Source organism: Streptomyces sp. C10-9-1, assembly GCF_024497955.1.
Lineage (GTDB): Bacteria > Actinomycetota > Actinomycetes > Streptomycetales > Streptomycetaceae > Streptomyces > Streptomyces sanyensis.
Map to the genome: position 1 here is coordinate 339959 of NZ_JANHKP010000002.1, position 22318 is coordinate 362276.

The 22318-nt window shown below is 75.5% G+C and carries 20 protein-coding genes; 16 read left to right on the forward strand and 4 right to left on the reverse strand.

The window, feature by feature from the left end:
* Positions 1-191 precede the first annotated feature (191 nt).
* From NPS70_RS04020 to NPS70_RS04085, 14 genes are all read left to right on the forward strand, one after another.
* Positions 192-1328: an SRPBCC family protein gene (locus NPS70_RS04020; RefSeq protein WP_256522556.1), complete on the forward strand. Its 1137-nt coding sequence runs from the start codon at positions 192-194 to the stop codon at positions 1326-1328.
* Positions 1329-1442: 114 nt separating this feature from the next.
* On the forward strand, positions 1443-2237 hold the full coding sequence (locus NPS70_RS04025; RefSeq protein ID WP_256522557.1) for an aldose 1-epimerase: 795 nt from the start codon (positions 1443-1445) through the stop codon (positions 2235-2237).
* 10 nt (positions 2238-2247) lie between these two features.
* Positions 2248-2787, forward strand: a complete 540-nt coding sequence (gene pyrE, locus NPS70_RS04030; protein ID WP_256522558.1) for an orotate phosphoribosyltransferase — start codon at positions 2248-2250, stop codon at positions 2785-2787.
* A 235-nt stretch (positions 2788-3022) separates the two neighbouring features.
* On the forward strand, positions 3023-4045 hold the full coding sequence (fbaA, locus tag NPS70_RS04035; RefSeq protein WP_256522559.1) for a class II fructose-bisphosphate aldolase: 1023 nt from the start codon (positions 3023-3025) through the stop codon (positions 4043-4045).
* Positions 4046-4142: 97 nt separating this feature from the next.
* Complete coding sequence (locus NPS70_RS04040; RefSeq protein WP_256522560.1) at positions 4143-5339, forward strand: MalY/PatB family protein; 1197 nt, start codon at positions 4143-4145, stop codon at positions 5337-5339.
* 29 nt (positions 5340-5368) lie between these two features.
* On the forward strand, positions 5369-6877 hold the full coding sequence (locus NPS70_RS04045; RefSeq protein WP_256522561.1) for an MFS transporter: 1509 nt from the start codon (positions 5369-5371) through the stop codon (positions 6875-6877).
* 113 nt (positions 6878-6990) lie between these two features.
* A complete protein-coding gene (locus NPS70_RS04050; RefSeq protein ID WP_256522562.1) occupies positions 6991-7404 on the forward strand; it encodes a DUF3151 domain-containing protein in 414 nt (137 codons plus the stop codon).
* A gap of 658 nt (positions 7405-8062) precedes the next feature.
* Positions 8063-8629, forward strand: a complete 567-nt coding sequence (locus tag NPS70_RS04055) for a DUF3152 domain-containing protein (RefSeq protein ID WP_308314977.1) — start codon at positions 8063-8065, stop codon at positions 8627-8629.
* Between the two features lie 86 nt (positions 8630-8715).
* On the forward strand, positions 8716-9537 hold the full coding sequence (locus NPS70_RS04060; RefSeq protein ID WP_256522563.1) for a tryptophan 2,3-dioxygenase family protein: 822 nt from the start codon (positions 8716-8718) through the stop codon (positions 9535-9537).
* On the forward strand, positions 9530-10738 hold the full coding sequence (gene kynU, locus NPS70_RS04065) for a kynureninase (protein WP_256522564.1): 1209 nt from the start codon (positions 9530-9532) through the stop codon (positions 10736-10738). Before NPS70_RS04060 ends, kynU begins: the two co-directional genes overlap by 8 nt.
* 151 nt (positions 10739-10889) lie before the next feature.
* Entirely contained in the window at positions 10890-11759 is an 870-nt protein-coding gene (locus tag NPS70_RS04070) for an alpha/beta hydrolase (RefSeq protein WP_256522565.1), read from the forward strand.
* Between the two features lie 157 nt (positions 11760-11916).
* Positions 11917-13245, forward strand: coding sequence for a sensor histidine kinase (locus NPS70_RS04075; protein ID WP_374211930.1), 1329 nt, complete (start codon positions 11917-11919; stop codon positions 13243-13245).
* A complete protein-coding gene (locus NPS70_RS04080; protein WP_256522566.1) occupies positions 13242-13901 on the forward strand; it encodes a response regulator transcription factor in 660 nt (219 codons plus the stop codon). Before NPS70_RS04075 ends, NPS70_RS04080 begins: the two co-directional genes overlap by 4 nt.
* Positions 13902-13996: 95 nt before the next feature.
* Positions 13997-15274 (forward strand): cytochrome P450, encoded by a 1278-nt coding sequence (locus NPS70_RS04085; RefSeq protein ID WP_256522568.1) that lies wholly within the window; start codon positions 13997-13999, stop codon positions 15272-15274.
* Between the two features lie 40 nt (positions 15275-15314).
* Here the strand turns inward: NPS70_RS04085 and NPS70_RS04090 are convergent, their stop codons facing one another.
* Entirely contained in the window at positions 15315-15683 is a 369-nt protein-coding gene (locus tag NPS70_RS04090) for a hypothetical protein (protein ID WP_256522569.1), read from the reverse strand.
* 302 nt (positions 15684-15985) lie between these two features.
* On the opposite strand from NPS70_RS04090, the gene NPS70_RS04095 reads away from it, so the two are divergent.
* On the forward strand, positions 15986-16894 hold the full coding sequence (locus NPS70_RS04095; protein WP_256522570.1) for a proline iminopeptidase-family hydrolase: 909 nt from the start codon (positions 15986-15988) through the stop codon (positions 16892-16894).
* Between the two features lie 229 nt (positions 16895-17123).
* Here NPS70_RS04095 and NPS70_RS04100 read toward each other — a convergent pair whose 3' ends face one another.
* Complete coding sequence (locus tag NPS70_RS04100) at positions 17124-18752, reverse strand: ABC transporter permease (RefSeq protein ID WP_256522571.1); 1629 nt, start codon at positions 18750-18752, stop codon at positions 17124-17126.
* Complete coding sequence (locus NPS70_RS04105; RefSeq protein WP_256522572.1) at positions 18749-19657, reverse strand: ABC transporter ATP-binding protein; 909 nt, start codon at positions 19655-19657, stop codon at positions 18749-18751. Before NPS70_RS04105 ends, NPS70_RS04100 begins: the two co-directional genes overlap by 4 nt.
* 104 nt (positions 19658-19761) lie before the next feature.
* Here NPS70_RS04105 and NPS70_RS04110 point away from each other — a divergent pair, with 104 nt between their 5' ends.
* Positions 19762-20328: a GbsR/MarR family transcriptional regulator gene (locus tag NPS70_RS04110; RefSeq protein ID WP_256522573.1), complete on the forward strand. Its 567-nt coding sequence runs from the start codon at positions 19762-19764 to the stop codon at positions 20326-20328.
* On the opposite strand, the gene NPS70_RS04115 is transcribed toward NPS70_RS04110, so the two are convergent.
* The gene (locus NPS70_RS04115; RefSeq protein WP_256522574.1) at positions 20312-22315 is read right to left on the reverse strand and encodes a hypothetical protein; all 2004 of its coding nucleotides are present in this window, start codon (positions 22313-22315) and stop codon (positions 20312-20314) included. The genes NPS70_RS04110 and NPS70_RS04115 overlap by 17 nt on opposite strands.
* Positions 22316-22318 lie beyond the last annotated feature (3 nt).

The window sequence follows — 22318 nt, forward strand, 5'->3', positions numbered from 1 at the left end:
TCCGGGCCCGTCCGCGCGGACCTCCCCGGTGGGCGCGGGGCGCCCTGCCTACCCGGCCGGCGTCCGTCGCGGCCGTGCACACGCCGCCCTGCTCCGTTGGCGCAGCGCGCCTCTGCCGTTCGTGCGGTCCGCCGGAGCGTGCGCCGGGGGAAGGGCAGACGGGGCCGGTCCGGCTGAGTAGGCTCGTTTCCATGGAGCATGAGGCGTTCGTCCCGGTGCCCGCTGAGACCCTGCGACAGGCCCTGAGGGACCCCGCGCGGGTCGCCCGGTGCGTTCCGGGGCTGCAACGCGACGCCGACGCGGAGGCCGGTCCGCTCTCCGGCAGGCTCAAGCTCCGGGTCGCCAACCACTCGATCACCTACCGCGGGGAACTGCACCTGGTGGAGCAGGGCCGCGCCTTCGTCGTCGAGGGCGAGGGCACCGAGGTCCGCGGAGGCGGCTCGGTGAAGATCACGCTCGCCATCCGTCCCGAACCCACCGACGGCGGGACGACGCTCACCTTCACGGGCTCGGCCAGGGCCGAGGGGCGGCTCGCGGAACTCCCCGCCGGTCCGCGGACCGCCGCCGGGCACCGGGTCCTCGACCGGTTCGCCGAGTCCCTGGCGGCGGCCGCCTTCGAGGAGCCCCCGCTCGGCGGAGCGCGGCCGCCCCGGGCCGGCGGTACCGAGGGAGGGGCCGGCGGCCCCCGTGGCACCGAGGGCCCGGACGACGGGACGGATGCCGGGAACGGCACCCCGGTGGAGGGCCGCGGGCCCGAGGACTCCGCCGCGGGTGGGCCCGCGCCCGGGCCGCGGGAGCCCGGTGCCACCGGTGCGGCCGGCGACCGGGACCGGCACGAGGCGGCGGAGCCCGGTGCCGAGGACGGGGGGCCCGGCGTGGTCGAACCGCCCGTCGAGGACCCGGACACCGCCCCGGGCGCCGTCTTCGACGTGCCGGTGCCGCCGCCCTCCCTGGGCCCCGACACGGAGGACGCCTTCGACGACGGCTCGGACGACGACGCCGACGGGGAGGCGCGGCACCTCCGCGACGAGGACGACGAGGACGACGAGGACGACGTGGTCGACCTCGACGGACTCGGTGACCTCCAGGACATCGAGGGCTTCCGTACGCTGGGCGACCCCGACGCCGAGGCCGCCCACGCCCGGCGCACGATGATCGGCCGCAGCGCCGAGGAGGTCGACCACGCCCCGCCCCGCGGCCGCTACGCGCCCACCCCGGCACCGGCCGCATCCGGCTCGGCCGCGGCCCTGCGGTGGATCGCCCCGGCCGCCGCCCTGGCCCTCGCCTCCGCCGTCGTCGTCAGCCGCATCCTGCGCCGCCGGGGCTGAACCGGCACCCGTCGGCGTGCTCCCGCCGGCCCGGTCCGCGGCCGGACCGGCTGCCGTGCGCCGGGCCCGGCCGAGCTGACCGTCCGGGCGCGACCGCGCGGCTACTGTCGTGGGGTGAACAGCAGCGAACAGAGCATCCGGCTGGCCGCCGGGGACGTCGAGTTGACCGTGCATCCGGAGAACGGCTGCCGTATCGGAAGCCTGCGTGTCGGCGGCACCGAACTGCTGCGCCAAGGGGCCCACTACGGGACCTTCCCCATGGTGCCCTGGTGCGGTCGGCTGAGGGACGGACGCTTCCGCGACGGCGCCGCCACCCACCAGCTCCCGCTGAACGCGGCCCCGCACGCCATCCACGGCACCGGCCGCGACACCGTCTGGCGGACGGCCCGCAGCGACGGGAGCGAGGCGGCGTTCACCTACGAGCTGGCCGACCCCTGGCCGTACGCGGGCCGGGTCACCCAGACCTTCGCCCTCGCCGAGGACTCCCTGACGGTGGCCATGGGCGTGGAGACCGCGGAGACCTCCTTCCCCGCCCAGGTGGGATGGCACCCGTGGTTCCTGCGCACCATCGGCGGCGAGCGGGCGCGCCTGGACTTCTCCCCCGAGTGGCAGGAGGAGCGCGGGGAGGACCACCTGCCGACGGGGAAGCGCATCACCCCCCTGCCCGGCCCGTGGGACGACTGCTTCGGGATGCCCGACGGGGTGCGTGCCACGCTGACCTGGCCCGGCTTCCTGGAGCTGGAGGTCTCCAGCCGGGCCCGGTGGGTGGTGGTCTACGACGAGCAGGAGGAGGCCGTCTGCGTGGAGCCCCAGTCCGGGCCGCCGGACGGCCTCAACACCGATCCGGAGCTGGTCACGCTGATCGACCCGCTGGAGCTCGCGATGACCTGGACCTGGCGGCGGCTTTAAGCTCTGGGGCATGACTGACGTTCGTGCGGAGCTGCTCCAGCAGATCAAGGACAAGGCCGTGGTGCACGGCAAGGTGACCCTCTCCTCGGGCATCGAGGCCGACTGGTACATCGATCTGCGCCGGATCACGCTCGACGGCGAGGCCGCCCCGATGGTGGGCCAGGTGATGCTGGACGCCACCGCCCACCTCGACTACGACTGCGTCGGCGGCCTCACCCTGGGCGCCGACCCCGTGGCGACCTCCATGCTGCACGCCTCCGCCGCCCGAGGCCGGCGCCTGGACGCCTATGTGGTGCGCAAGGCGGGCAAGGCCCACGGTATGCAGCGCCGGATCGAGGGCACGGACGTGAAGGGCCGCCGCTGCCTGGTGGTCGAGGACGTCTCGACCACCGGGGGCTCCCCGCTGACCGCCGTCGAGGCGGTCCGCGAGGCGGGCGGCGAGGTGGTGGCCGTCGCCGTGATCGTCGAGCGCGGTGCCGCGCCCAGGATCGCCGAGGCGGGACTGGAGTACGTCAGCGCCTACGGGCTCCCGGAGCTCGGGCTCGCCTGACCCCACCCGTCCGACCCGGGTCGCGGCCCTTCTGCCGGACCCGGCTGATCCGCCCGCGACCTGCGCAATCACCCAGGGGCGTCCTGTTTCACGTGAAACAGGACGCCCCTGGCGCATCCGGGCACACGGGCCCTGTGGTGCCGGACCCGGAGTCTGGAAAGATAAGGCCCGACGATGACGTCGCCCACAGGTCAGGGCCAGCACCACACACCCGCACATCACAAGGAGCGGACACATGCCCATCGCGACTCCCGAGGTCTACAACGAGATGCTCGACCGGGCGAAGGCAGGCAAGTTCGCCTACCCGGCCATCAACGTGACTTCGTCGGGGACCCTGCACGCCGCGCTGCGCGGCTTCGCGGAGGCCGAGAGTGACGGCATCATCCAGATTTCGACCGGTGGCGCCGAGTTCCTCGGCGGCCAGCACAACAAGGACATGGTCACCGGCGCCGTCGCCCTGGCCGAGTTCGCGCACATCGTCGCCGCCAAGTACGACATCACCGTCGCACTGCACACCGACCACTGCCCGAAGGACAAGCTGGACGGCTACGTCCGTCCGCTGCTCGACATCTCGGCCGAGCGGGTGAAGGCCGGACGCAACCCGCTCTTCCAGTCGCACATGTGGGACGGCTCGGCCGAGACCCTCGCCGACAACCTGGCCATCGGCCAGGAGCTGCTGGCCCAGGCCGCTGCCGCCAGGATCATCCTCGAGGTCGAGATCACCCCGACCGGCGGCGAGGAGGACGGCGTCACGCACGAGATCAACGACGAGCTGTACACCACGGTGGAGGACGCCCTGCGCACCGCCGAGGCCCTCGGCCTCGGGGAGAAGGGCCGCTACCTGCTGGCCGCCTCCTTCGGCAACGTCCACGGCGTCTACAAGCCGGGCAACGTCGTGCTCCGACCCGAGCTGCTGAAGGACCTCCAGCAGGGGGTCGGCGAGAAGTACGGCAAGGCCGCGCCGTTCGACTTCGTCTTCCACGGCGGTTCCGGCTCCACCGCCGAGGAGATCAGCACCGCCCTGGAGAACGGCGTGGTGAAGATGAACCTCGACACCGACACCCAGTACGCCTTCAGCCGCCCGGTCGCGGGCCACATGTTCGCCCACTACGACGGTGTGCTGAAGGTCGACGGCGAGGTCGGCTCGAAGAAGACCTACGACCCGCGGACCTGGGGCAAGCTGGCGGAGGCCGGCATGGCGCAGCGCGTCGCCGAGGCGTGCGCCGCGCTCCGCTCCACCGGCACCAGGATCAAGTAGGCGCCGCGCGGCGCGACCGCAGGCACCGCACGGCGGGCCCGGTGTCCCCTCGGCAAGGGGCGCCGGGCCCGCCGCGCATCGGGAGGGGAGGACCGCGATGGCCGCGGAGGAACGCTTCGACTTCGACACACCGGTGGACCGCACGGGTACCTGGTGCATCCAGTGGGACGGGGTCGCCGACCGGTTCGGGGTGGACGGCCTGCTGCCGTTCACCATCTCGGACATGGACTTCCCCTCACCGCCGGCGGTGCTCGACGCCCTGCACCAGCGGATCGACCACGGGGTCTTCGGCTACACGGACTGGCGGCAGGAGGACTTCCTCTCGGCGATCCGCGACTGGTTCGCCGAGCGTCACGGCACGGCCGTCGACACCGAGCGGGCCGTCTACGCCCCCTCCGTCCTCAACCAGCTCTCGCAGCTGCTGCGGATGTGGTCCGGCCCCGGCGAGGGCGTGGTCGTCCACACCCCGACCTACGACGGCTTCGCCAAGGCGATCAGCGGTCTGGACCGGGAGCTGCGCGGTGTGCCGGTGGGCGACGAGGGGGCGCTGGAGGCCCAGCTCGCGCGCCCCGACAGCCGGGTCCTCGTGCTGTGCTCGCCCCACAACCCGACCGGCCGGGTGTGGACGGCCGCGGAGCTGTCCCGGACCGCCGAGCTGGCCGCCGCCCACGACGTGGCCGTGATCAGCGACGAGATCCACGCGGACCTCGTCCACCCGGGTGCGGTGCACCTGCCGTGGACCCGCTTCGGCCGGGGGCGCTGGGCGCTCGTCACCTCCGCCACCAAGGCCTTCAACTTCCCGTCACTGAGCGGTTCGTACGGGATCATCGGCGACGCGGAGGACCACGCCGCCTTCCTGCGCCGGATGGGGACCGGGGAGGGGCTGGCCTCTCCGGCCGTGCTCTCCCTGACCGCCCACATCGCCGCCTACCGGGAGGGCGGCCCCTGGCTCGACGCCCTGCTGGCGTACGTCTCGGCCAATCTGCGGATGCTCGCCGACCGGCTGCACACCGCCTTCCCCGACCTGGGATGGCAGCCCCCCGCCGCCGGTTACCTGGCCTGGATCGACCTGCGGCCCCTCGGAGCGGGCGAGCGGTTCGGCGACGAGGAGCTCCAGCGGGAGCTGATCGAGACGGAGCGGGTGGCCGTCATGTCCGGGGGCGTCTACGGGGCGCCCGGTTTCGTCCGGCTCAATGTGGGCTGCCCGCGGAGCAAGGCGGAAGCGGGGGCGGACGCCCTGGTCAGGGCCGTGGGGAGGCTGTCCGGCCGAGCGGGCGGCGCCGCCCGCTCGTAGGACGCCGACCCGGCTGCGATGATCGCCCCATGACCCAGGGACCGGACCTTCGACTGGCCTCGCCCACGGGGCGCTGGGTGGTACTGACCACGGTGCTCGGCTCGGGCATGGCGCTGCTGGACTCCACGGTCGTCAACGTCGCCCTGCCCCGCATCGGCGAGGACCTCGACGCCGATCTGCCGGTCCTGCAATGGACGGTCAACGCCTACATGCTCGCGCTCGCCGCGCTGATCCTCCTCGGCGGGGCGCTCGGGGACCGCTACGGGCGGCGGCGGGTCTTCGTCCTCGGGGTCGTCTGGTTCGCGGTCGGCTCGCTGCTGTGCGGCCTCGCACCGACCGGTGAGGTCCTGGTCGCGGCCCGGGCCCTCCAGGGGATCGGCGGAGCACTGCTCACCCCGGGATCGCTGGCCATCATCCAGGCGAGCTTCCACCCGGACGACCGGGCCCGCGCGGTCGGGCTGTGGTCCGGCCTCGGGGGAGTGGGCGCCGCGATCGGCCCGTTCGTCGGCGGCTGGCTGGTCGACGGCCCGGGCTGGCGCTGGGTGTTCCTGCTCAACGTGCCGCTGGCCGCCGTGTGCGTACCGATCGCCCTCCGCCGCGTCCCCGAGTCCCGTGACCCCGGGGCGACCGGACGGTTCGACGTCGCGGGCGCGGCGCTCGGGGCGCTGGCGCTCGGCCTGGTGACCTATGCGCTCATCGACGCGACCCCGTGGGCCGGGCTGCTCGGTGCCGCGGTGGGCGTGCTCTTCGTCCTGCGCGAGCACCGGACGCCGGAGCCCATGCTGCCGCTCGGGCTCTTCCGGGTGCGCCTGTTCACCGCCGTGAACACGGTCACCGTCTGCGTCTACGCCGCCTTCGGCGGGTTCTTCTTCCTGATGGCCCTCCAGCTCCAGGTGGTGTCCGGCTACTCGGCGCTGGGTGCCGGGCTCGCGCTCGTGCCGACCACCGTGCTGATGCTGCTGCTCTCGGCCCGCTCCGGCGAGCTGGGCGAGCGGATCGGGCCGCGTATCCCGCTGACCGTCGGCCCGCTGGTGTGCGCCGCGGGAATGCTGCTGGCACTGCGTGTGGGGGAGGACGCCTCCTACGCGGCCGACGTGCTGCCCGCCGTCCTGGTCCTGGGCCTCGGCATGGTGACGCTGGTGGCCCCGCTGACCGCCACGGTGCTCGCCTCGGTGGACACCGCGCGCGCCGGTATCGCGAGCGGGGTCAACAACGCGGCGGCGCGGGCGGCCGGGCTGGTCGCCGTGGCGGCGCTGCCGCTGCTGGCGGGCATGGGCCCCGAGGCGTACCGCTCGGCCGCCGAGTTCGGTGCCACCTTCCGGCGGGCGATCCCGATGTGCGCGGGCGTCCTGGTGGCCGGGGCGCTGATCGCCTGGACGACGGTCCGGCGCCCGGAGGAGCCCGCCACCGGGGAGCAGCCCCACCCGGAGTGCCGGATGAGCTGCCCGGTCGCGGCTCCGCCGCTGGAGGCCCTGGAGGCTCCGGAGGACGGTCCCGGGGCGGTCCCGCCGCCCGCCCGCGGCGCGGGCGGCGGCTGACGCGCCGGGCCGCGCGGCGGTGCGGGCGGCCGGGCCGCCCCCCGGCCGGGGCGCGGGCCGACGGCGTCCGCCCGGAGGGGACGCGGGCGGGCGGGACCTGTGAGACTGGGGGCATGTCGATCCACGAGAACCTGCTCGGGGGCCCTCCCCCGACCCATCTGCCCGACGAGCCCGAGCCGCGCGAGCTGCTCGCGGGCGGCACGGAGCCCGCCGACGTGGCGGCCAAGTACCCGACCAGCTCGCTGGCCTGGGCGCGCCTGGCCGACGACGCCTTCGAGGGCGGCCGGGTCGTCGAGTCCTATGCCTACGCCCGCACCGGCTACCACCGTGGCCTGGACGCCCTGCGCCGCAGCGGCTGGAAGGGCCACGGCCCCGTGCCGTGGGAGCACGAGCCGAACCGGGGCTTCCTGCGGGCCCTGCACGCTCTCGCCCGGGCCGCCCAGGCCATCGGCGAGCAGGCCGAGTACGAGCGGTGCACCACCTTCCTGCGGGAGTCCTCGGAGACGGCCGCCGACACCCTGGGCTGAACCGGGACGATCGCCCACGACACGCCCACGGACCCGCCGCCGGTTCCCCGGCGGCGGGTTCGCACATCGGTACGATCGTCGAATTGTTGATCATGTGTCGTCGCCCGGCACACCCGGCGGGCGGCGGCACCAGGGTCCGTTCGGCTGCCGGGCGGGTGTATCGCCGGTGCCGGGGCACACACCTCCCCCCGTCCCCCGCGGACCAGGGGGGAAGACTGCCGTGGGCAAGCGTGCCGCCGTCGCCGCCGCCGGTCGGGGGACCGGACGCAACCGCCGCGCACCGGGCCGCGCCGCCGTTCCCGGCCCCGCCCGGCGGTCACCCCGCCCCGGGAACTCCCCCCGCCCTCGCGGGAGCACCGCGCGGCAGGCACCGCGGAAGGGCACCAGAGGTCCCGGCCCGCGCGGCGGCCGCCGCCGACCCGCCGGGCCGCTCCTGCTCGCCGCGCTGGTCGCGGCGGCCTCCCTCCTCGGCGGCGCCCTCCTCGCCCACTGGCGGGGCCCCGGCGGCACACCTGCCGCCGTCGCCGCTCCGGCGGCGACCCCCGGCGCCGCCGCGCGGGCCACACCGCCGCCCTCCCCCTCGCCGGCGTCCCCGCCCGCGCCCCGCCCCTCGCCCCCGGCCTCTTCCCCCGCCCCGCCGAGCAGCGGCCCCCCTGAGGTGCCCGCCTCCGGCCCGGGCACCTTCACCGTCGCGCAGGCGGCCGGCGATCCGGTGGGCGCCGGCGGCACGCTGCGCCGCTACCGGGTCGAGGTCGAGGACGGCATCGACGTCTCCGCCCGCGGGGCCGCTGCCGAGATACAGCAGATCCTGGCCCATCCGCAGGGCTGGGCGGCCAACGGGCGCGGCCGCTTCCAGCTCGTCGCCTCGGGGGCCGACTTCACCGTCCGGATCGCCACCCCGGCGACCGCCGACCGGCTCTGCCTCGCCCAGGGCCTCGACACCGGCGGCGAACTCAACTGCGAGACCACCGACGGCGTCGTGGTGAACCTGCGCCGCTGGCTGCTGGGGTCCCCCACCTTCACGGGCACGCCCGCGGAGTACCGGCACCTGATCATCAACCACGAGGTCGGCCACGAGATCGGCATCCGCCAGCACCTGGGCTGCCCCGGCCCGGGCAGCCCGGCGCCGGTGATGATGCAGCAGATCAAGGGGCTGGACGGCTGCCGCTCCAACGCCTGGCCCTACACCGCGAACGGGACGTACATCACTGGACCTGCGGTGTGATGCTCGTCTTATGATGCCGGTGGGGACCGGGGCCCACACCTAGAGGGAAGGGGCGGACCGCTACCCGGACCGTCGAGGAGACAGCGATGTCACATGACGCCGCCCCGAATCTTGACTTCGCGGGCACCACTCCCTACGAGGACTACGTCCAGGCCGACGTCCTCACCCACCTCCAGCACCCCCTCTCGGACGACCCGGGAGAGATGGTCTTCCTGGTCACCACCCAGGTCATGGAGCTGTGGTTCACCGTCGTCGTCCACGAGTGGGAGACCGCCGCACGCGCCCTGCGCGAGGACGACCTGCCCGTCGCGATGGACGCCCTGCGGCGCTCCGCGCGGGAGCTGGAGGCGCTGAACGCGTCCTGGAGGCCGCTCGCCCAGCTCACCCCCGCCCAGTTCAACTCCTACCGCAGCGCGCTCGGCGAGGGCTCGGGCTTCCAGTCCGCCATGTACCGGCGCATGGAGTTCCTGCTGGGTGAGAAGTCGGCGTCCATGCTGGTGCCGCACCGGGGCGCGCCGCGCGTCCACGCCGAGCTGGAGAAGGCCCTGTCCGAGCCGAGCCTGTACGACGAGGTGCTGCGGCTGCTGGCACGCCGGGGCCACGCGGTCCCGGCCGAGGTGCTGGACCGGGACCTCTCGCAGCGCTACGAGCCCTCCGAGGAGGTCGAGCGGGTCTGGGCCGGGCTGTACGGGGCCGAGGACCAGGACACCGAGCTGATGCGCCTGGCCGAGCTGCTGACCGACGTCGGCGAACTGGTCTGGCGCTGGCGCAACGACCACCTGGTGGCGACCCGGCGGGCCATGGGCTCCAAGGTCGGCACCGGCGGCTCCGCGGGGGTCTCCTGGCTGGAGAAGCGCGCCCGCAAGAACGTCTTCCCCGAGCTGTGGACGGCGCGCAGCCATGTCTGAGTCCCCGGCCGCACGGGCCGCGGCGCTCGACGCCGCAGACGAACTGGCGGGTGCGCGCAAGCTGTTCGCGCTGGACGACGGGGTCTACCTGGACGGGAACTCGCTGGGCGCACTGCCCGCGCACGTACCCGACCGGGTCGCCGACGTGGTGCGGAGGCAGTGGGGCGAACTGCGGATCCGCTCCTGGACCGAGGGCGACTGGTGGACCGCGCCGGAGCGAGTGGGCGACCGGATCGCCCCCCTCGTCGGCGCGGCCCCCGGGCAGGTCGTCGTCGGCGACTCCACCAGCGTCAACGTCTTCAAGGCCGTGGTCGGCGCCGTGCGCCTGGTCGGCGACCCGGCGCGCACGGACGTCCTGGTCGACGCGAGCACCTTCCCCACGGACGGGTACATCGCCGAGTCGGCGGCCCGGATGACCGGCCGGCGGATCGTCCCGGTGGACCCGGGCGAGCTGACGGCGGCCCTGGGCCCGTCGACGGCGGTCGCGCTGGTCAACCACGTCGACTACCGCTCGGGGCGGCTGCACGACCTGCCCGGGCTGACGGAGGCCGTCCACCGGGCGGGCGCGCTCGCGGTCTGGGACCTCTGCCACAGCGCCGGGGCGCTCCCGGTGGGGCTGGACGCGCACGGCGTGGACCTCGCGGTGGGCTGCACCTACAAGTACCTCAACGGAGGCCCCGGCGCCCCGGCGTACCTCTATGTGGCCCACCGCCACCAGGAGGCGTTCGACTCGCCGCTCCCGGGGTGGACCTCCCACCAGGACCCGTTCGCGATGAGCCCCGCCTACGCCCCCGCCCCCGGGGCGGTCCGCGGCCGGGTCGGCACCCCGGACATCCTGTCGATGCTGGCCCTGGAGGCGGCACTCGACGTCTGGGACGGCGTCTCGATCGACGCGGTCAGGGCCAAGAGCCTGGCCCTGACGGACTTCTTCCTGGAGTGCGTCGCCGCCTACGTCCCCGCGGGGCGCGTCGAGACGATGACACCGGCCGCACACGAGGAGCGCGGCAGCCAGGTCGCACTGCGCTGCGCGGACGCGCCCCGGGTGATGCGGGAGCTGATCGCCCGCGGGATCGTCGGGGACCTGCGCCGCCCGGACGTCCTGCGCTTCGGCTTCACACCGCTCTACGTCGGTTTCGCCGACGCCGAGCGGGCCGCACGGGTGCTGGCCGAGGTGCTGGCCGAGGAGGCGGGGGAGCGCTGACCCCCGGCGGTGGGGCGGCCGTCGCCGACGGCCGCCCCACCGCCGACGGGTGCCCGGCCCGCGGCCCCGCCTCGGGCCCGCTCCGGGGCTGGTACCGTCCGGGCTGATCAAGGTCGAGTACGCCATCCCCGCGGGACTGTTGGAGCAGCGCATGCGTGACCCCGTCGCCCAGGACGCCGCCGAGGAAGCCTCGGCGTTCTCCCATCCCGCCGTCCCGCCCGGCGCCTCGCTGCCGTACGGCGACCATCCGGACCAGGTCGTCGACTTCTACGCGCCGTACGGCGGGCGGGCCGACGCGCCTCTCGTGGTGCTCCTGCACGGCGGTGCGTGGCGCGCGCCCTACGACCGGGGCCATGTCACCCCGTTCGCCGACTTCCTGGCCCGCCGCGGACTCGCCGTGGCGAACGTCGAGTACCGCCGCGGGCGCGAGATCCCCGGGCAGCGGGGCGAGGCCCCGGTGGCGGGCCGGTGGCCCGACACCTTCGACGACGTGGCCGCCGCACTGGACGCCCTCCCCGAACTCGCCGCGAAGGCGCTTCCCCGGGCCGACGCCCGGCGCACGGTGCTCACCGGGCACTCGGCGGGCGGGCACCTCGCCCTCTGGGCGGCCGCCCGGCACGTCCTGCCGGAAGGCTCCCCCTGGCGGCTGCCCGCCGCCCCGCCGCTGCGCGGTGTCGTCGCACTCGCCCCGATCGCCGACCTCGCCGCGGCGGGAGGACTCGACGTGTGCGGCGGCGCGGTCGGCCAGCTCCTGGGCCCGGAGGAGGCGTACGAGGAGCGGGCGGCCCACACGGACCCGGCCCTGCTGCTGCCCACCGGCATCGCCACGGTCGTGGTGCAGGGCCGCCGCGACATCGTCGTCCCCCAGGCCGTCGGCGAGTCCTTCGTCGAGGCCGCGGCGCGCTCGGGGGAGACGGTGGGGCTGACCCTCCTGGAGGGGGTCGGGCACTTCCCGCTGATCGACCCCGCCTCCGACGCCTGCGCCGTGGTCGCCGAGGAGATCGCCCAGCTGGCGTGGTGAGCACCGCCCGCCGCGGCCCCGCGCGGGGGCCCGCCGGCGCGGCGCGTGCCGCCGCCCGGTCCCTCCACCGGGGACTCCCCGTAGTACTCAGGGCGGAGGCGCCGGGATCCGCACCCAAGGGGACGACCTTCCCCGCCCGTGCGCATACCGTCGACGCGTGACCCAGAAGACCCGCAGCCCCGAGTACGCCATGGCCCAGGGCCTGGTCGGGGGCCTCCGCCAGGACCTGCTCCTCGACCCCTTCGCCTACCGGCCCCTGCCGCCCCTGTCACCCGACGGCCCGGTCGTGCGGCGCCTGCCCGGCGCGCGGATACGCCGGGCGGCCGTGTGGCTGCCGCACGCCCTCGTGCTGTTCCTCGCCTTCGTCTCCCTGATGCTCGCCCTCGACGAGGGCGGCGGCCTCGGCATGCTGCTGGTCGGCCTGGTCCCGGCCGGGGCGGTGGCGATGACGCTGATCCGGCCGGTCGGCGCCTGGTGGGTGTCGATCCTGAGCACCCCGTTCGTCACGGCCCTCGCCGGTGGTGGCGACTGGCCCTGGGGACCGTCCGGGTTCCTGTCCCACCTCGCGGTGATGACGGTGGTCGCCGCGCGGACGCGGCCCCGGACGGCGGGCTGGATGTGGGTCCTCACCGCGGTGTACGCGGCCCTCGCCGGCACCCTGCTGGCCGGCGGCTACGCCTCCCTGGGCCCCGCCATGGCCTTCTGCTCGGCCGTCTCCCTGCTCCTGGTGAGCATGGTCCTCGTCCGCCGCACCGCGAAGCAGGAGGTCGCCGCCCAGCAGACGGTCACCGCTGCCGAGCGGGACCGGCGCACCCTGCTGGAGGAGCGCACCACCATCGCCAGGGAACTCCACGATGTGGTGGCCCACCACATGTCGGTCGTCGCCATCCAGGCCGAGGCCGCCCCTTACCGCGTCGAGAACCCGCCGCCGGAGCTGGCGCAGGCCTTCGCGACCATCCGCGAGAACGCCGTCGCCGCACTGACGGAGCTGCGCCGCATCCTCGGCGTGGTCCGCGCGGAGGACTACGAGGCCCCCGACGCGCCGCAGCCCGTGCTGCGCGACCTCGACGCCCTCCTCGCCAACGTCCGGGAGGCGGGACTGGAGACGGAGAAGACGGTCACCGGAGCGGTGCGCGAACTGCCCCCGGGCGTGGAGCTGTCGGCGTACCGGATCATCCAGGAGGCGCTCAGCAACGCCCTGCGCCACGCCCCGGGCTCGCGGGCCAAGGTCGAGATCGCCTATGTGCTCGGAGGGCTCGGGCTGCGCGTCGTGAACACCGCCCCGCAGGGAGCGTTCGCGACCGCCGCCGCGGCCCGCCCGCCGATGACCGGCGGCTCGGGGCACGGGATCACCGGCATGCGCGAGCGGGTCGGCATGCTGAACGGCGAACTGACCGCGGCACCGACCGAGGAGGGCGGGTACGAGGTCACCGCCTTCGTCCCCGTCGCCGCCGCCCCCGCGACCACGCCCGGGGAGGGCTCGTGACGATCCGCGTGCTCATCGTCGACGACCAGGCCATGGTCCGCGAAGGCTTCTCGGTCCTGCTGAACGCCATGCCGGACATCGAGGTGGTCGGCGAGGCCGTCAACGGCCGCGAGGCGATCGGCAGGGTCGCCGAACTCGCCCCGGACGTGGTGCTGATGGACATCCGGATGCCCGAGATGAACGGCATCGAGGCCACCCGCGGGATCACCGCCGCGGACGGCGGGGCGAAGGTCCTGGTCCTGACCACCTTCGACCTGGACGAGTACGTGTACCAGGCGCTGCGGGCCGGGGCCTCGGGCTTCCTGCTCAAGGACGCCTCCGCCCGGCAGCTCGCCGACGGGGTGCGGGTGGTCGCGCAGGGGGAGGCACTGCTCGCGCCGACGGTCACCCGGCGGCTGATCACCGAGTTCTCCCGGCTCGCGGAGGTGCCCCGGCCGGCGGCGCTGACGCAGGTCGGCGACCTGACGGAACGGGAGACGGAGGTCCTGGTGCTGATCGCCCAGGGCCTGTCCAACGCCGAGATCGCCGCGCACCTCGTGGTGGCCGAGTCCACGATCAAGACCCATGTGAGCCGGGTGCTGGTGAAGCTGGGGCTGCGCGACCGGACCCAGGCGGCCGTCTTCGCCTACGAGGCGAGGCTGGTCACCCCGTCCTGAGGGCGTGCGGGGGGAGCGGCCGGGTGCTTCCCCGCACGCCCCCGAGCCGGTGCCGGCCCTTCCGGTCACGGCACCGGCGGCGCTAGCGTCCCGTCATGAACGCCCGTGCCCACACCCCCGGCCCCCCGCCCCACGCCCCGGCCGAGCACCCCGCAGGCCCCGACCCCGTCGCGCGGCTGTTCCGCCCGGCGGAGGCGGACTTCGCCGCCGACCCCTACCCCGCCTTCGCGGAGCTCCGGGCGCTCGGCCGGGTCCACTGGTACGCACCGACGCGGCAGTACCTGGTCCCGCACCACGCGGACGTCTCGGCGCTGCTGCGCGACCGGCGCCTCGGCCGCACCTACCTGCACCGCTTCACCCACGAGGAGTTCGGGCGCCCGGCGCCGCCGCCCGCCCACGAGCCCTTCCACACCCTCAACGACCACGGGCTGCTCGACCTGGAGGCCCCGGACCACACCCGGATCCGCCGCCTGGTGACCAAGGCGTTCACCCCGCGGACCGTGCAGCGGCTGGAGCCCGTCGTGCGGCGGCTGGCCGCCGGGCTCGTCGCGGACCTGCGGCGCGAGGGCGGGGGCGACCTGGTGGCGGAGCTCGCCGAGCCGCTGCCGGTCGCCGTGATCGCGGAGATGCTCGGCATCCCCGCCGCCGACCGTGGCCTGCTGCGCCCCTGGTCCGCCGACATCTGCGGGATGTACGAGCTGAACCCCTCCGAGGAGACCGCCGCCCGAGCCGTGCGGGCCTCGGTGGAGTTCGGCGACTACCTCCGGGAGCTGATCGCGCACCGCCGCGCGGACCCCGGCGAGGACCTGATCAGCGCCCTGATCGCCGCCCACGACGAGGGCGACCGGCTCAGCGCCCAGGAGATGGTCTCCACCTGCGTGCTGCTGCTGAACGCGGGCCACGAGGCGACCGTCAACACCACGGCGAACGGCTGGTGGACGCTGCTGCGGCACCCCGGGGCGCAGGAGGCCCTGCGGGCGGACCCCGCGCTGCTGCCCGCGGCCCTGGAGGAGCTGATGCGCTACGACACCCCGCTCCAGCTGTTCGAGCGGTGGGTGCTCGACGACATCGAGATCGACGGGACGGTGATCCCGCGCGGGTCGGAGCTGGCCCTGCTCTTCGGCTCCGCCAACCGCGACGGGGCGCGCTTCGAGCGCCCCGACGAACTGGACCTGGCGCGCGCGGACAACCCGCACATCAGCTTCGGCGCCGGGGTCCACTACTGCCTGGGCGCGCCCCTGGCGCGGCTGGAACTGGCGGCCTCCTTCGGCGAGCTGCTGCACCGGGCCCCTGCCCTGCGCCTGGTGGCGGAGCCGGAGTGGAAGCCGGGATTCGTGATCCGGGGGCTGCGGGAGCTGCGGGTGGAGTTCTGAGGGCCGCGGGCCGGGCGGGGGGCGGGGCGTACGGGTGCGGTCAGCCGCCGCTCTCGACGGTGGCGAACTCCGGTCGCTGGTAGGGCTCCCACCAGCTGGTCAGCCCCCACACACCCAGCGCCAGCGCCCCGGTGGCCGCGACGGCGGCGAGCAGCGGGCGGCGTCCGACGCGCAGCACCAGCAGCCAGACGGCGAGCGGGACCAGGGCGCCCCCGAGCGCGATCAGGGGCAGGTCCAGGTAGAGCACGCTCAGGTCCCGGTGCTCGCTCTCGAAACCGCCCTCGACGTTCACCCGGGCCATCGGCGCCCAGGCGAGCAGCGCGACCGCACTGCCCGCGAGGGCGAGGAGCAGGCCGGCGCAGCCTGTGCGTGCGGGGGCGTCGGGACCGGTGCGTGCGGAGGTGTCCATGCCACTGAGGACGCGGGACGGCCGGGGCGGGGTTCCCGGCCGGGTGGCGGAGCCGGTGTTCCGCCGCTCTTCCCCCTGGAGGCGTGGGCCCGGTCCGGCGGCCGGTGACCGGCGCCGGACCGTCGGGAAGCCGCCCCGGGGACCGCGCGGGCAGCCTCCCCGGTCCGGGCGGATGCGCCGCCTCGGGTGCGGTCCCGGGGCCGCACGCCACTTCTTCACCGGGAAGGACCGGCATGCCGGGGAGCGCGCCGGCCCGGACATCGCCACGATGGAACGCGCAGCCGTCACCTGGGAGGCATGTCGTGGCCGTGACCGAGGGAACCGTTCGCTTCCGTGGGCACCGGACCTGGTACCGATGCGTGGGCCTGCCCGGCTCCGGCGGGAGGATCCCGCTGCTCGTGATCAACGGCGGTCCGGGCTGCCCGCACGACTACCTTCAGGACCTCGCCGGGCTGGCGGACGAGCACGGCCGCCCGGTCGTCTTCTACGACCAGCTCGGCAGCGGCCGGTCCGACCACCCGGACGACCCGGCGCTCTGGGTCATGGGGACCTTCGTCGACGAGGTCACCGCGGTGCGGGAGGCGCTCGGGCTCGACCGGGTGCACGTGCTCGGTCACTCCTGGGGCAGCCAGGTGGCGCTCGCCTACGCGCTCGGGCAGCCTCCCGGACTGGCCGGTCTCGTCCTCGCCGGTCCGCTGGCGAGCGCACCCGACTACCAGGCCGAGGCGCGGCGGCTCAAGGAGTCGCTTCCCGCCGAGGTGCAGGAGGTCATCGACCGGCACGAGGCGGACGGCACCACCGGGGACCCCGAGTACCAGGAGGCCACCCTGGAGTTCTACCGGCGCTGGCTCTGCCGGCTGGAGCCCTGGCCCGAGCACGTCGTGCGCTCCTTCACGCAGTGGAACGAGGTCCTGTACGAGGCCATGTGGGGCGCCGAGTGGAACATCACCGGCAACCTCAGGGACTGGGACGTCACCTCCCGCCTCGGTGAGCTGGACCTGCCGGTGCTCGTCACCTCGGGACGCCACGACGCGACGACTCCTGCCATGGTCGGCCGGATCGCCGAGCGCATCCGCGGCGCCGAGTGGGTGGTCTTCGAGGAGAGCGCCCATCTGCCCTCGGTCGAGGAGCCGGACCGCTACCGGCGGGTCCTGGAGGAGTTCCTGTCCAGGGCGGACGCCGCCGAAGGGGCGGGGCGCGGGCGGATCTGAGGGAGCCGGTACGGGGCGTCGCCGCGTCCCGGCGACGGCGGACGCGCCCGCGCGGCCGACGGGCGAGCGGGCGCCGGGGCGGCTCACCCCCGCCGTGCCGCCGGAGGCCGCGGGGAACGGCCCCGGCCCGTTCCCCCGGGGTGTGCCGGGGAAAGCCGGGGGCGAGCGCCTGCTGGCCGCGGTTCGCAGGCGCTCGCCCGTGTCCCGGGCCGCCCCGGCCCGGGACGGCTCATCCCGCCAGGTCCCGCCTGCGCAGCCGTACCAGTCCGGCCGCCGTGAGCGCCGCCGCCAGCACGGTCAGCACCCACACGGGCGTCCAGTCCATCGGCGTGCCGGGCAGCCTCGGCAGGTGGGCGAACGGGGAGAGGTCCAGCACCGGCTGCGGCAGGTCGAGCGCCGGGCCGATCCACCCCAGGGCCAGGACCAGCCCGGCGACCCCCCAGGCGGCGGAGGCCGCCTGGGGCGACACCCCGTAGAGCAGCACGGCGAGGCCGCCGACCGCGAGGACGGCGGGGAGCTGCACCAGGCAGGCCCCCAGGACGGCCCCGCCGTCCTTCCCGTGCCCGAGCCAGAGCCCGCCCGCTGCCAGGAGCAGGATCAGCGCGGAGCCGCCGAAGGCGATCACCAGGTGACCGGCCGCCCAGCGCATCCGGCCGAGTGCGGCGGCGAGCATCGGCTCGGCCCGCTGGGAGGACTCCTCGCCGTGCAGCCGCAGCACCGAGCCCGTCACGTACAACCCGGCCACCAGCCCGAACAGGCCGCACATGGCGGAGAGGAAGGCCTCGGTCAGCCGGGCCTGGCCGCCCATCCGCTCGAAGATCGCGCGGGCCTGCTCGTTGTCGCCGACGAGCTCCGCGGCCCCGTCCACCATGCCGCCGAAGACGACGCCCGCCGCGAGGAAGCCGACCGACCAGCCCAGCAGCGACCCGCGCTGGAGGCGCCAGGCGAGTCCGCCCGCGCCCCCGATCCGCCCGTTCGCGGGGCCGGGGCGGGAGGCCAGGAAGCTCATGCCGACGTCCCGCCGGGCGGTCAGCGTGTAGGCGGCGGCCACCAGGAGCGCCGTGACGGCGGCGAAGACCGCCAGCACCCACCAGCGCTCTCCCCCGGTGCCGAAGGCGCGCACGTTCTCCGTCCAGCCCAGCGGTGAGAGCCAGGTGGCCGCGGCACCCCCGCCGGCCTCCCCCGCGTCGCCCGCGGCCCGCAGTACGAAGGCCGCGCCGAGCGCACCGGCCGTGGCGCCCTTGGCGAGGCGGGCGCTCTCGGTGACCTGGGCGGCGACGGCGGCCAGGGCGGCGAAGACCGCACCCGCCCCGGCGACGGCCCCGCCGAGGGCGAGCGCCCCGGCGAGGCCCTGGCCGGCGAGGGCCGCCGTGACGACCAGCCCGAGCAGCGCGTTGCCGAGCAGGGCGGTCGCGAGCGCGGCCGTGAGCGGTGCGCGGCGCCCCAGCATGCCGGAGGAGAGCATCTCCTGACGCCCCGTCTCCTCCTCCTCGCGGGTGTGCCGCACCACCACGACCAGGCTCATCGAGGCGGCCAGGACCGCGGCGAAGACACCGAAGCGCCAGGCGGCCAGCGCGCCGACGGTGTCCCCGAAGACGGGTCCGACCAGGGAGCGCATCGAGCTGTTGGCGTTCATCGCGGCGGCGATGTCGGCCCGTTCGGCCGCCGTGGGGTAGAGGCCCTCCAGTGCACCGGTCCCGCCGGTGACCATGGCGCCGACGACCAGCATCCAGACGGGCAGCATCACCCGGTCGCGCCGCAGTGCGAGCCGGACCAGTGTGCCGGTCCCGGCGTACGGGCGGTGGCCCCTCGGGGGCGCGGCGGAGGGGGCCGCGGTCACGGAGGCGGCGGGGGTCATCGGGATGCCCCCTCGTCCGCGCCGGCCGGGGCGTAGTGGCGCAGGAACAGCTCTTCCAGGGTGGGCGGGGTGCTGGTCAGGGAGCGGACGCCGGAGCCGGTGAGGGAGCGCAGGACGGCGTCGATCTTGTCGGTGTCGACCTGGAGGCTCACCCGGTGGCCCTGCACCCGGAGGTCGTGCACTCCGGGGAGCTGCGCCAGCCCGTTCGGTGGGGCGGCGAGTTCGGCCGTGACGCTGGTGCGGGTGAGGTGGCGCAGCTCCGCGAGGGTCCCCGTCTCCACCGTCCGGCCCTGGCGGATGATGCTGACGCGGTCGCAGAGGCTCTCCACCTCGCTCAGGATGTGCGAGGAGAGCAGCACGGTCCGGCCCCGTTCGCGCTCCCCGGCCACGCAGCTGCGGAAGACGCCTTCCATCAGCGGGTCCAGGCCGGAGGTGGGCTCGTCGAGGATCAGCAGGTCGGCGTCCGAGGCGAAGGCGGCCACCAGGGCGACCTTCTGGCGGTTGCCCTTGGAGTAGCTGCGGCCCTTCTTGGTGGGGTCGAGCTCGAAGCGCTCGACCAGCTCGGCCCGGCGGGCCGGGTCGAGTCCGCCCCGCAGCCGCCCGAAGAGGTCGATGACCTCCCCGCCGGACAGGTTGCGCCACAGCGTGACGTCGCCGGGTACGTAGGCGATCCGGCGGTGCAGCTCCACCGCGTCGTGCCAGGGGTCGCCGCCGAGGACCCGGACGCTGCCCGCGTCGGCGCGCAGCAGGCCCAGGAGGACCCGGATGGTGGTCGATTTGCCCGACCCGTTGGGGCCGAGGAACCCGTGGACCTCGCCGGGTGCGACATCGAGGTCCAGGCCGTCCAGGGCGTGGGTCCGCCCGAACGACTTGTGCAGCCCGGAGACCGTGATTGCCTTCGTCATGGCTCTGAACGTACGCTCACTTCACAACTTTGTGAAGTTAAGGAAGCGTATGAAACGCGTATAGACTCGGGCCCGAACGGCCGGACGAAGGAGACGATGAGCCGATGAACGGCAACGGGGACGCGGAAGCCGACGAGGCCCTGTCGCGCTTCGTGGAGCGCTTCGCCTCGGAGCTGACCGAGGCCGGGATGCAGCGCATGGCCGCGCGGGTGTTCGCCGCCCTCTTCGCCTCGGAGACGGCCTCGATGACCTCCGCGGAACTCGCCGGGCAGCTGAGGATCAGCCCCGCCGCCGTGTCCGGAGCCGTCCGCTACCTGTCCCAGGTCAACATGGTCGGACGCGAGCGCGAGCCCGGCTCCCGCCGCGACCGCTACGTCCTGCACAACGAGCTCTGGTACGAGGCGATCGCCCACCGCGACGAGGTTCTCGTCCGCTGGAGGAAGATCCTGAGCGACGGCGCCGAGACCCTGGGGCCGGACTCCGCGGCGGGGGCCCGCGCGGCCGAGACCGCCGAGTTCTTCGAGTTCGTCCGGCACGAGCTGCGCGCCATGCTGGTGCGCTGGCGCGAGCACAAGGCCCGGGGCGGCGACGCGTCCCGGGGCGGGGCGGAGTCCGGAGCCGACTCCGGAGCCGGCTCCGGAGTGGACTCCGCCGCTAGTGCCCCGCGCTGATCCGCGCCCCCGCGAGCAGTCCGGTCAGTAGTTCCCGGGCCTCCGGGTCCCCGTGGCGCAGCTCCTCGTAGGGGTGCGCGGGCCAGTAGGCGCGGCCCTCGATCCACGCCACGGCCGTCCGCACGCCGCCGTCCTGCCGGAGCCTCAGCTCCAGTGTCCCGACCGGCTCCACCGGCGGTCTGCCCTGTGCGGGCGTGCCGGAGACGGGGAAGAGCAGGGCGAGCACGGCCTCGGGCGGGTCGCCCGCACCGTCCGCCGGATCGCCGGTCCCGGCGGGCGGCCGGGCAGGGAAGAGGACCAGTACCGGTGCGCCCTGGCCGGGGGAGTGCACCAGCGCGTACCGCCGCTCCCCGGGGACGCCGGAACGCGCCGTGAGCGCGAGCCGCCGGGCGGCGGGCACGCCCCAGGTGAGGGCCCGGTACCCCGAGTACAGCGCGTAGAGCGCCCCGGAGGCGGCCACCAGGACGGCCATCGGCGAGACCTCGGCGGAGGTGCCCAGCACCACCGAGGCCCCGCAGGCGAGCCCCGCGCCCAGGAGCACCTGGGGCAGCTGCGACAGGCTCCGCAGCGTCCGCACCCGCCACCAGGCCACCCGGCGCACGTCGGCCTCCGCCCGGCCCCGGCCCTCCGCCGGCGGGCTCGGGGCCTGGCGCCGGGCCTCGGCCGCGAAGGCCGCGTACCCGGTGCCCGGCGCCGGGCCCTCCGAGGGCTCCGCGCGCCCGACCGGGGCTGGCCCGGCCCCGCCCGCGTCCCGGTCCGCGCCGGGGCGCGGCGCCCGCACGCGGGCGACGACGCGGCGCGCCACGCCCCCGGCCACGCCCAGCAGCAGCAGGGCGAGCCCGGTCATCCCCGTCGCGTCGGTGGCGGCGGCGCCGGGCCTGTCGGCCCCCGGCGCGTACAGCTCGCCCTTCCAGGGGCCGCTCGACACCGCGTAGCCGACGTCCCAGTCGGCGAGCAGCGGGTCCCGGTCGGCGTCGCAGGAGAAGCCCCCGGTACGGGCCGTGCCGTCGAAGGGGTCCGTCCAGGCCACCCGGCAGCGGCCGTCCGGCTGCTCCTGCACCACGGTCAGCTCGACCTGCGGGTCGTCCGGAGTCCCCGACCAGGCGAGGGCGAGCCCCGTGCACACGGCGCCGGCCAGCAGGACCCAGCGGAACAGCCCCCGGCGCCGGGCCCTCGGGCGCCCCGGCAGGTCCCCGCCGGACTCGGGGGCGCCGTCCCCGGAGCCGGGTCCGTCGGGCACGCCGGAGGCAGGCCCGGAAGCGGGCATGGCGGACAGCCCCTGGCTCTCCGCCATGCGTACCAGGCTGCGCCGCTGCCGCTCCCCGCGCACGGGCTTCGCCCAGATCAGCGCGTCATGGCCGGGCGGCGCGAGCACCCCACCGCGCAGCGGGTCGCCGCACCACCGCAGGACGCCCGCCGGGCCGGGGTCGGCCAGGTGGTAGCGCTGCCGGATGGCGACCACCCGCAGCGGCAGCAACCCCCCGGTCGCGGGGTCGCGCAGGATCGCCGCGGCCGCGTGCAGTCCGCTGGGCGCCGAACGCGCTTCGCGGACCTGCCACGGGCCGGCGGCGAGGGCGGCGGCCATTCGGCGCCCCACCAGGAGGGAGCCGATCCCGATGCCGGTCGACGTCACACACAGGACGAAGGCGAGGAAGACCACCCGCTCCGCGATTCCGCCCGCCATGGCCAGGGCCACCCCGAGCGCCCCCAGGCCCGGCCCGGCGAGCAGCAGGTGCCGGGCCCGTCGGCGGTAGGCGTGCAGTGCGGCGGCGGTGCGCGGATCGTCGGCGGCGCGGGGGAGGGGCGGGGAGCCCGGCGCGGACGCGGCACCCGGGGCGACCGCCGCACCACGGGCGGCGGACGCAGGCGGGGCGTCCGGGGCGGGTGCGGACGGTTCCGCCGCGGTGTGGTCCGCCGGTGTCCCGCCCTCGCCCGTGTCGAACGGCTCGCGCTCGCCCATGCCCCACCCCTGTCCCTGTGCTCTCACCGC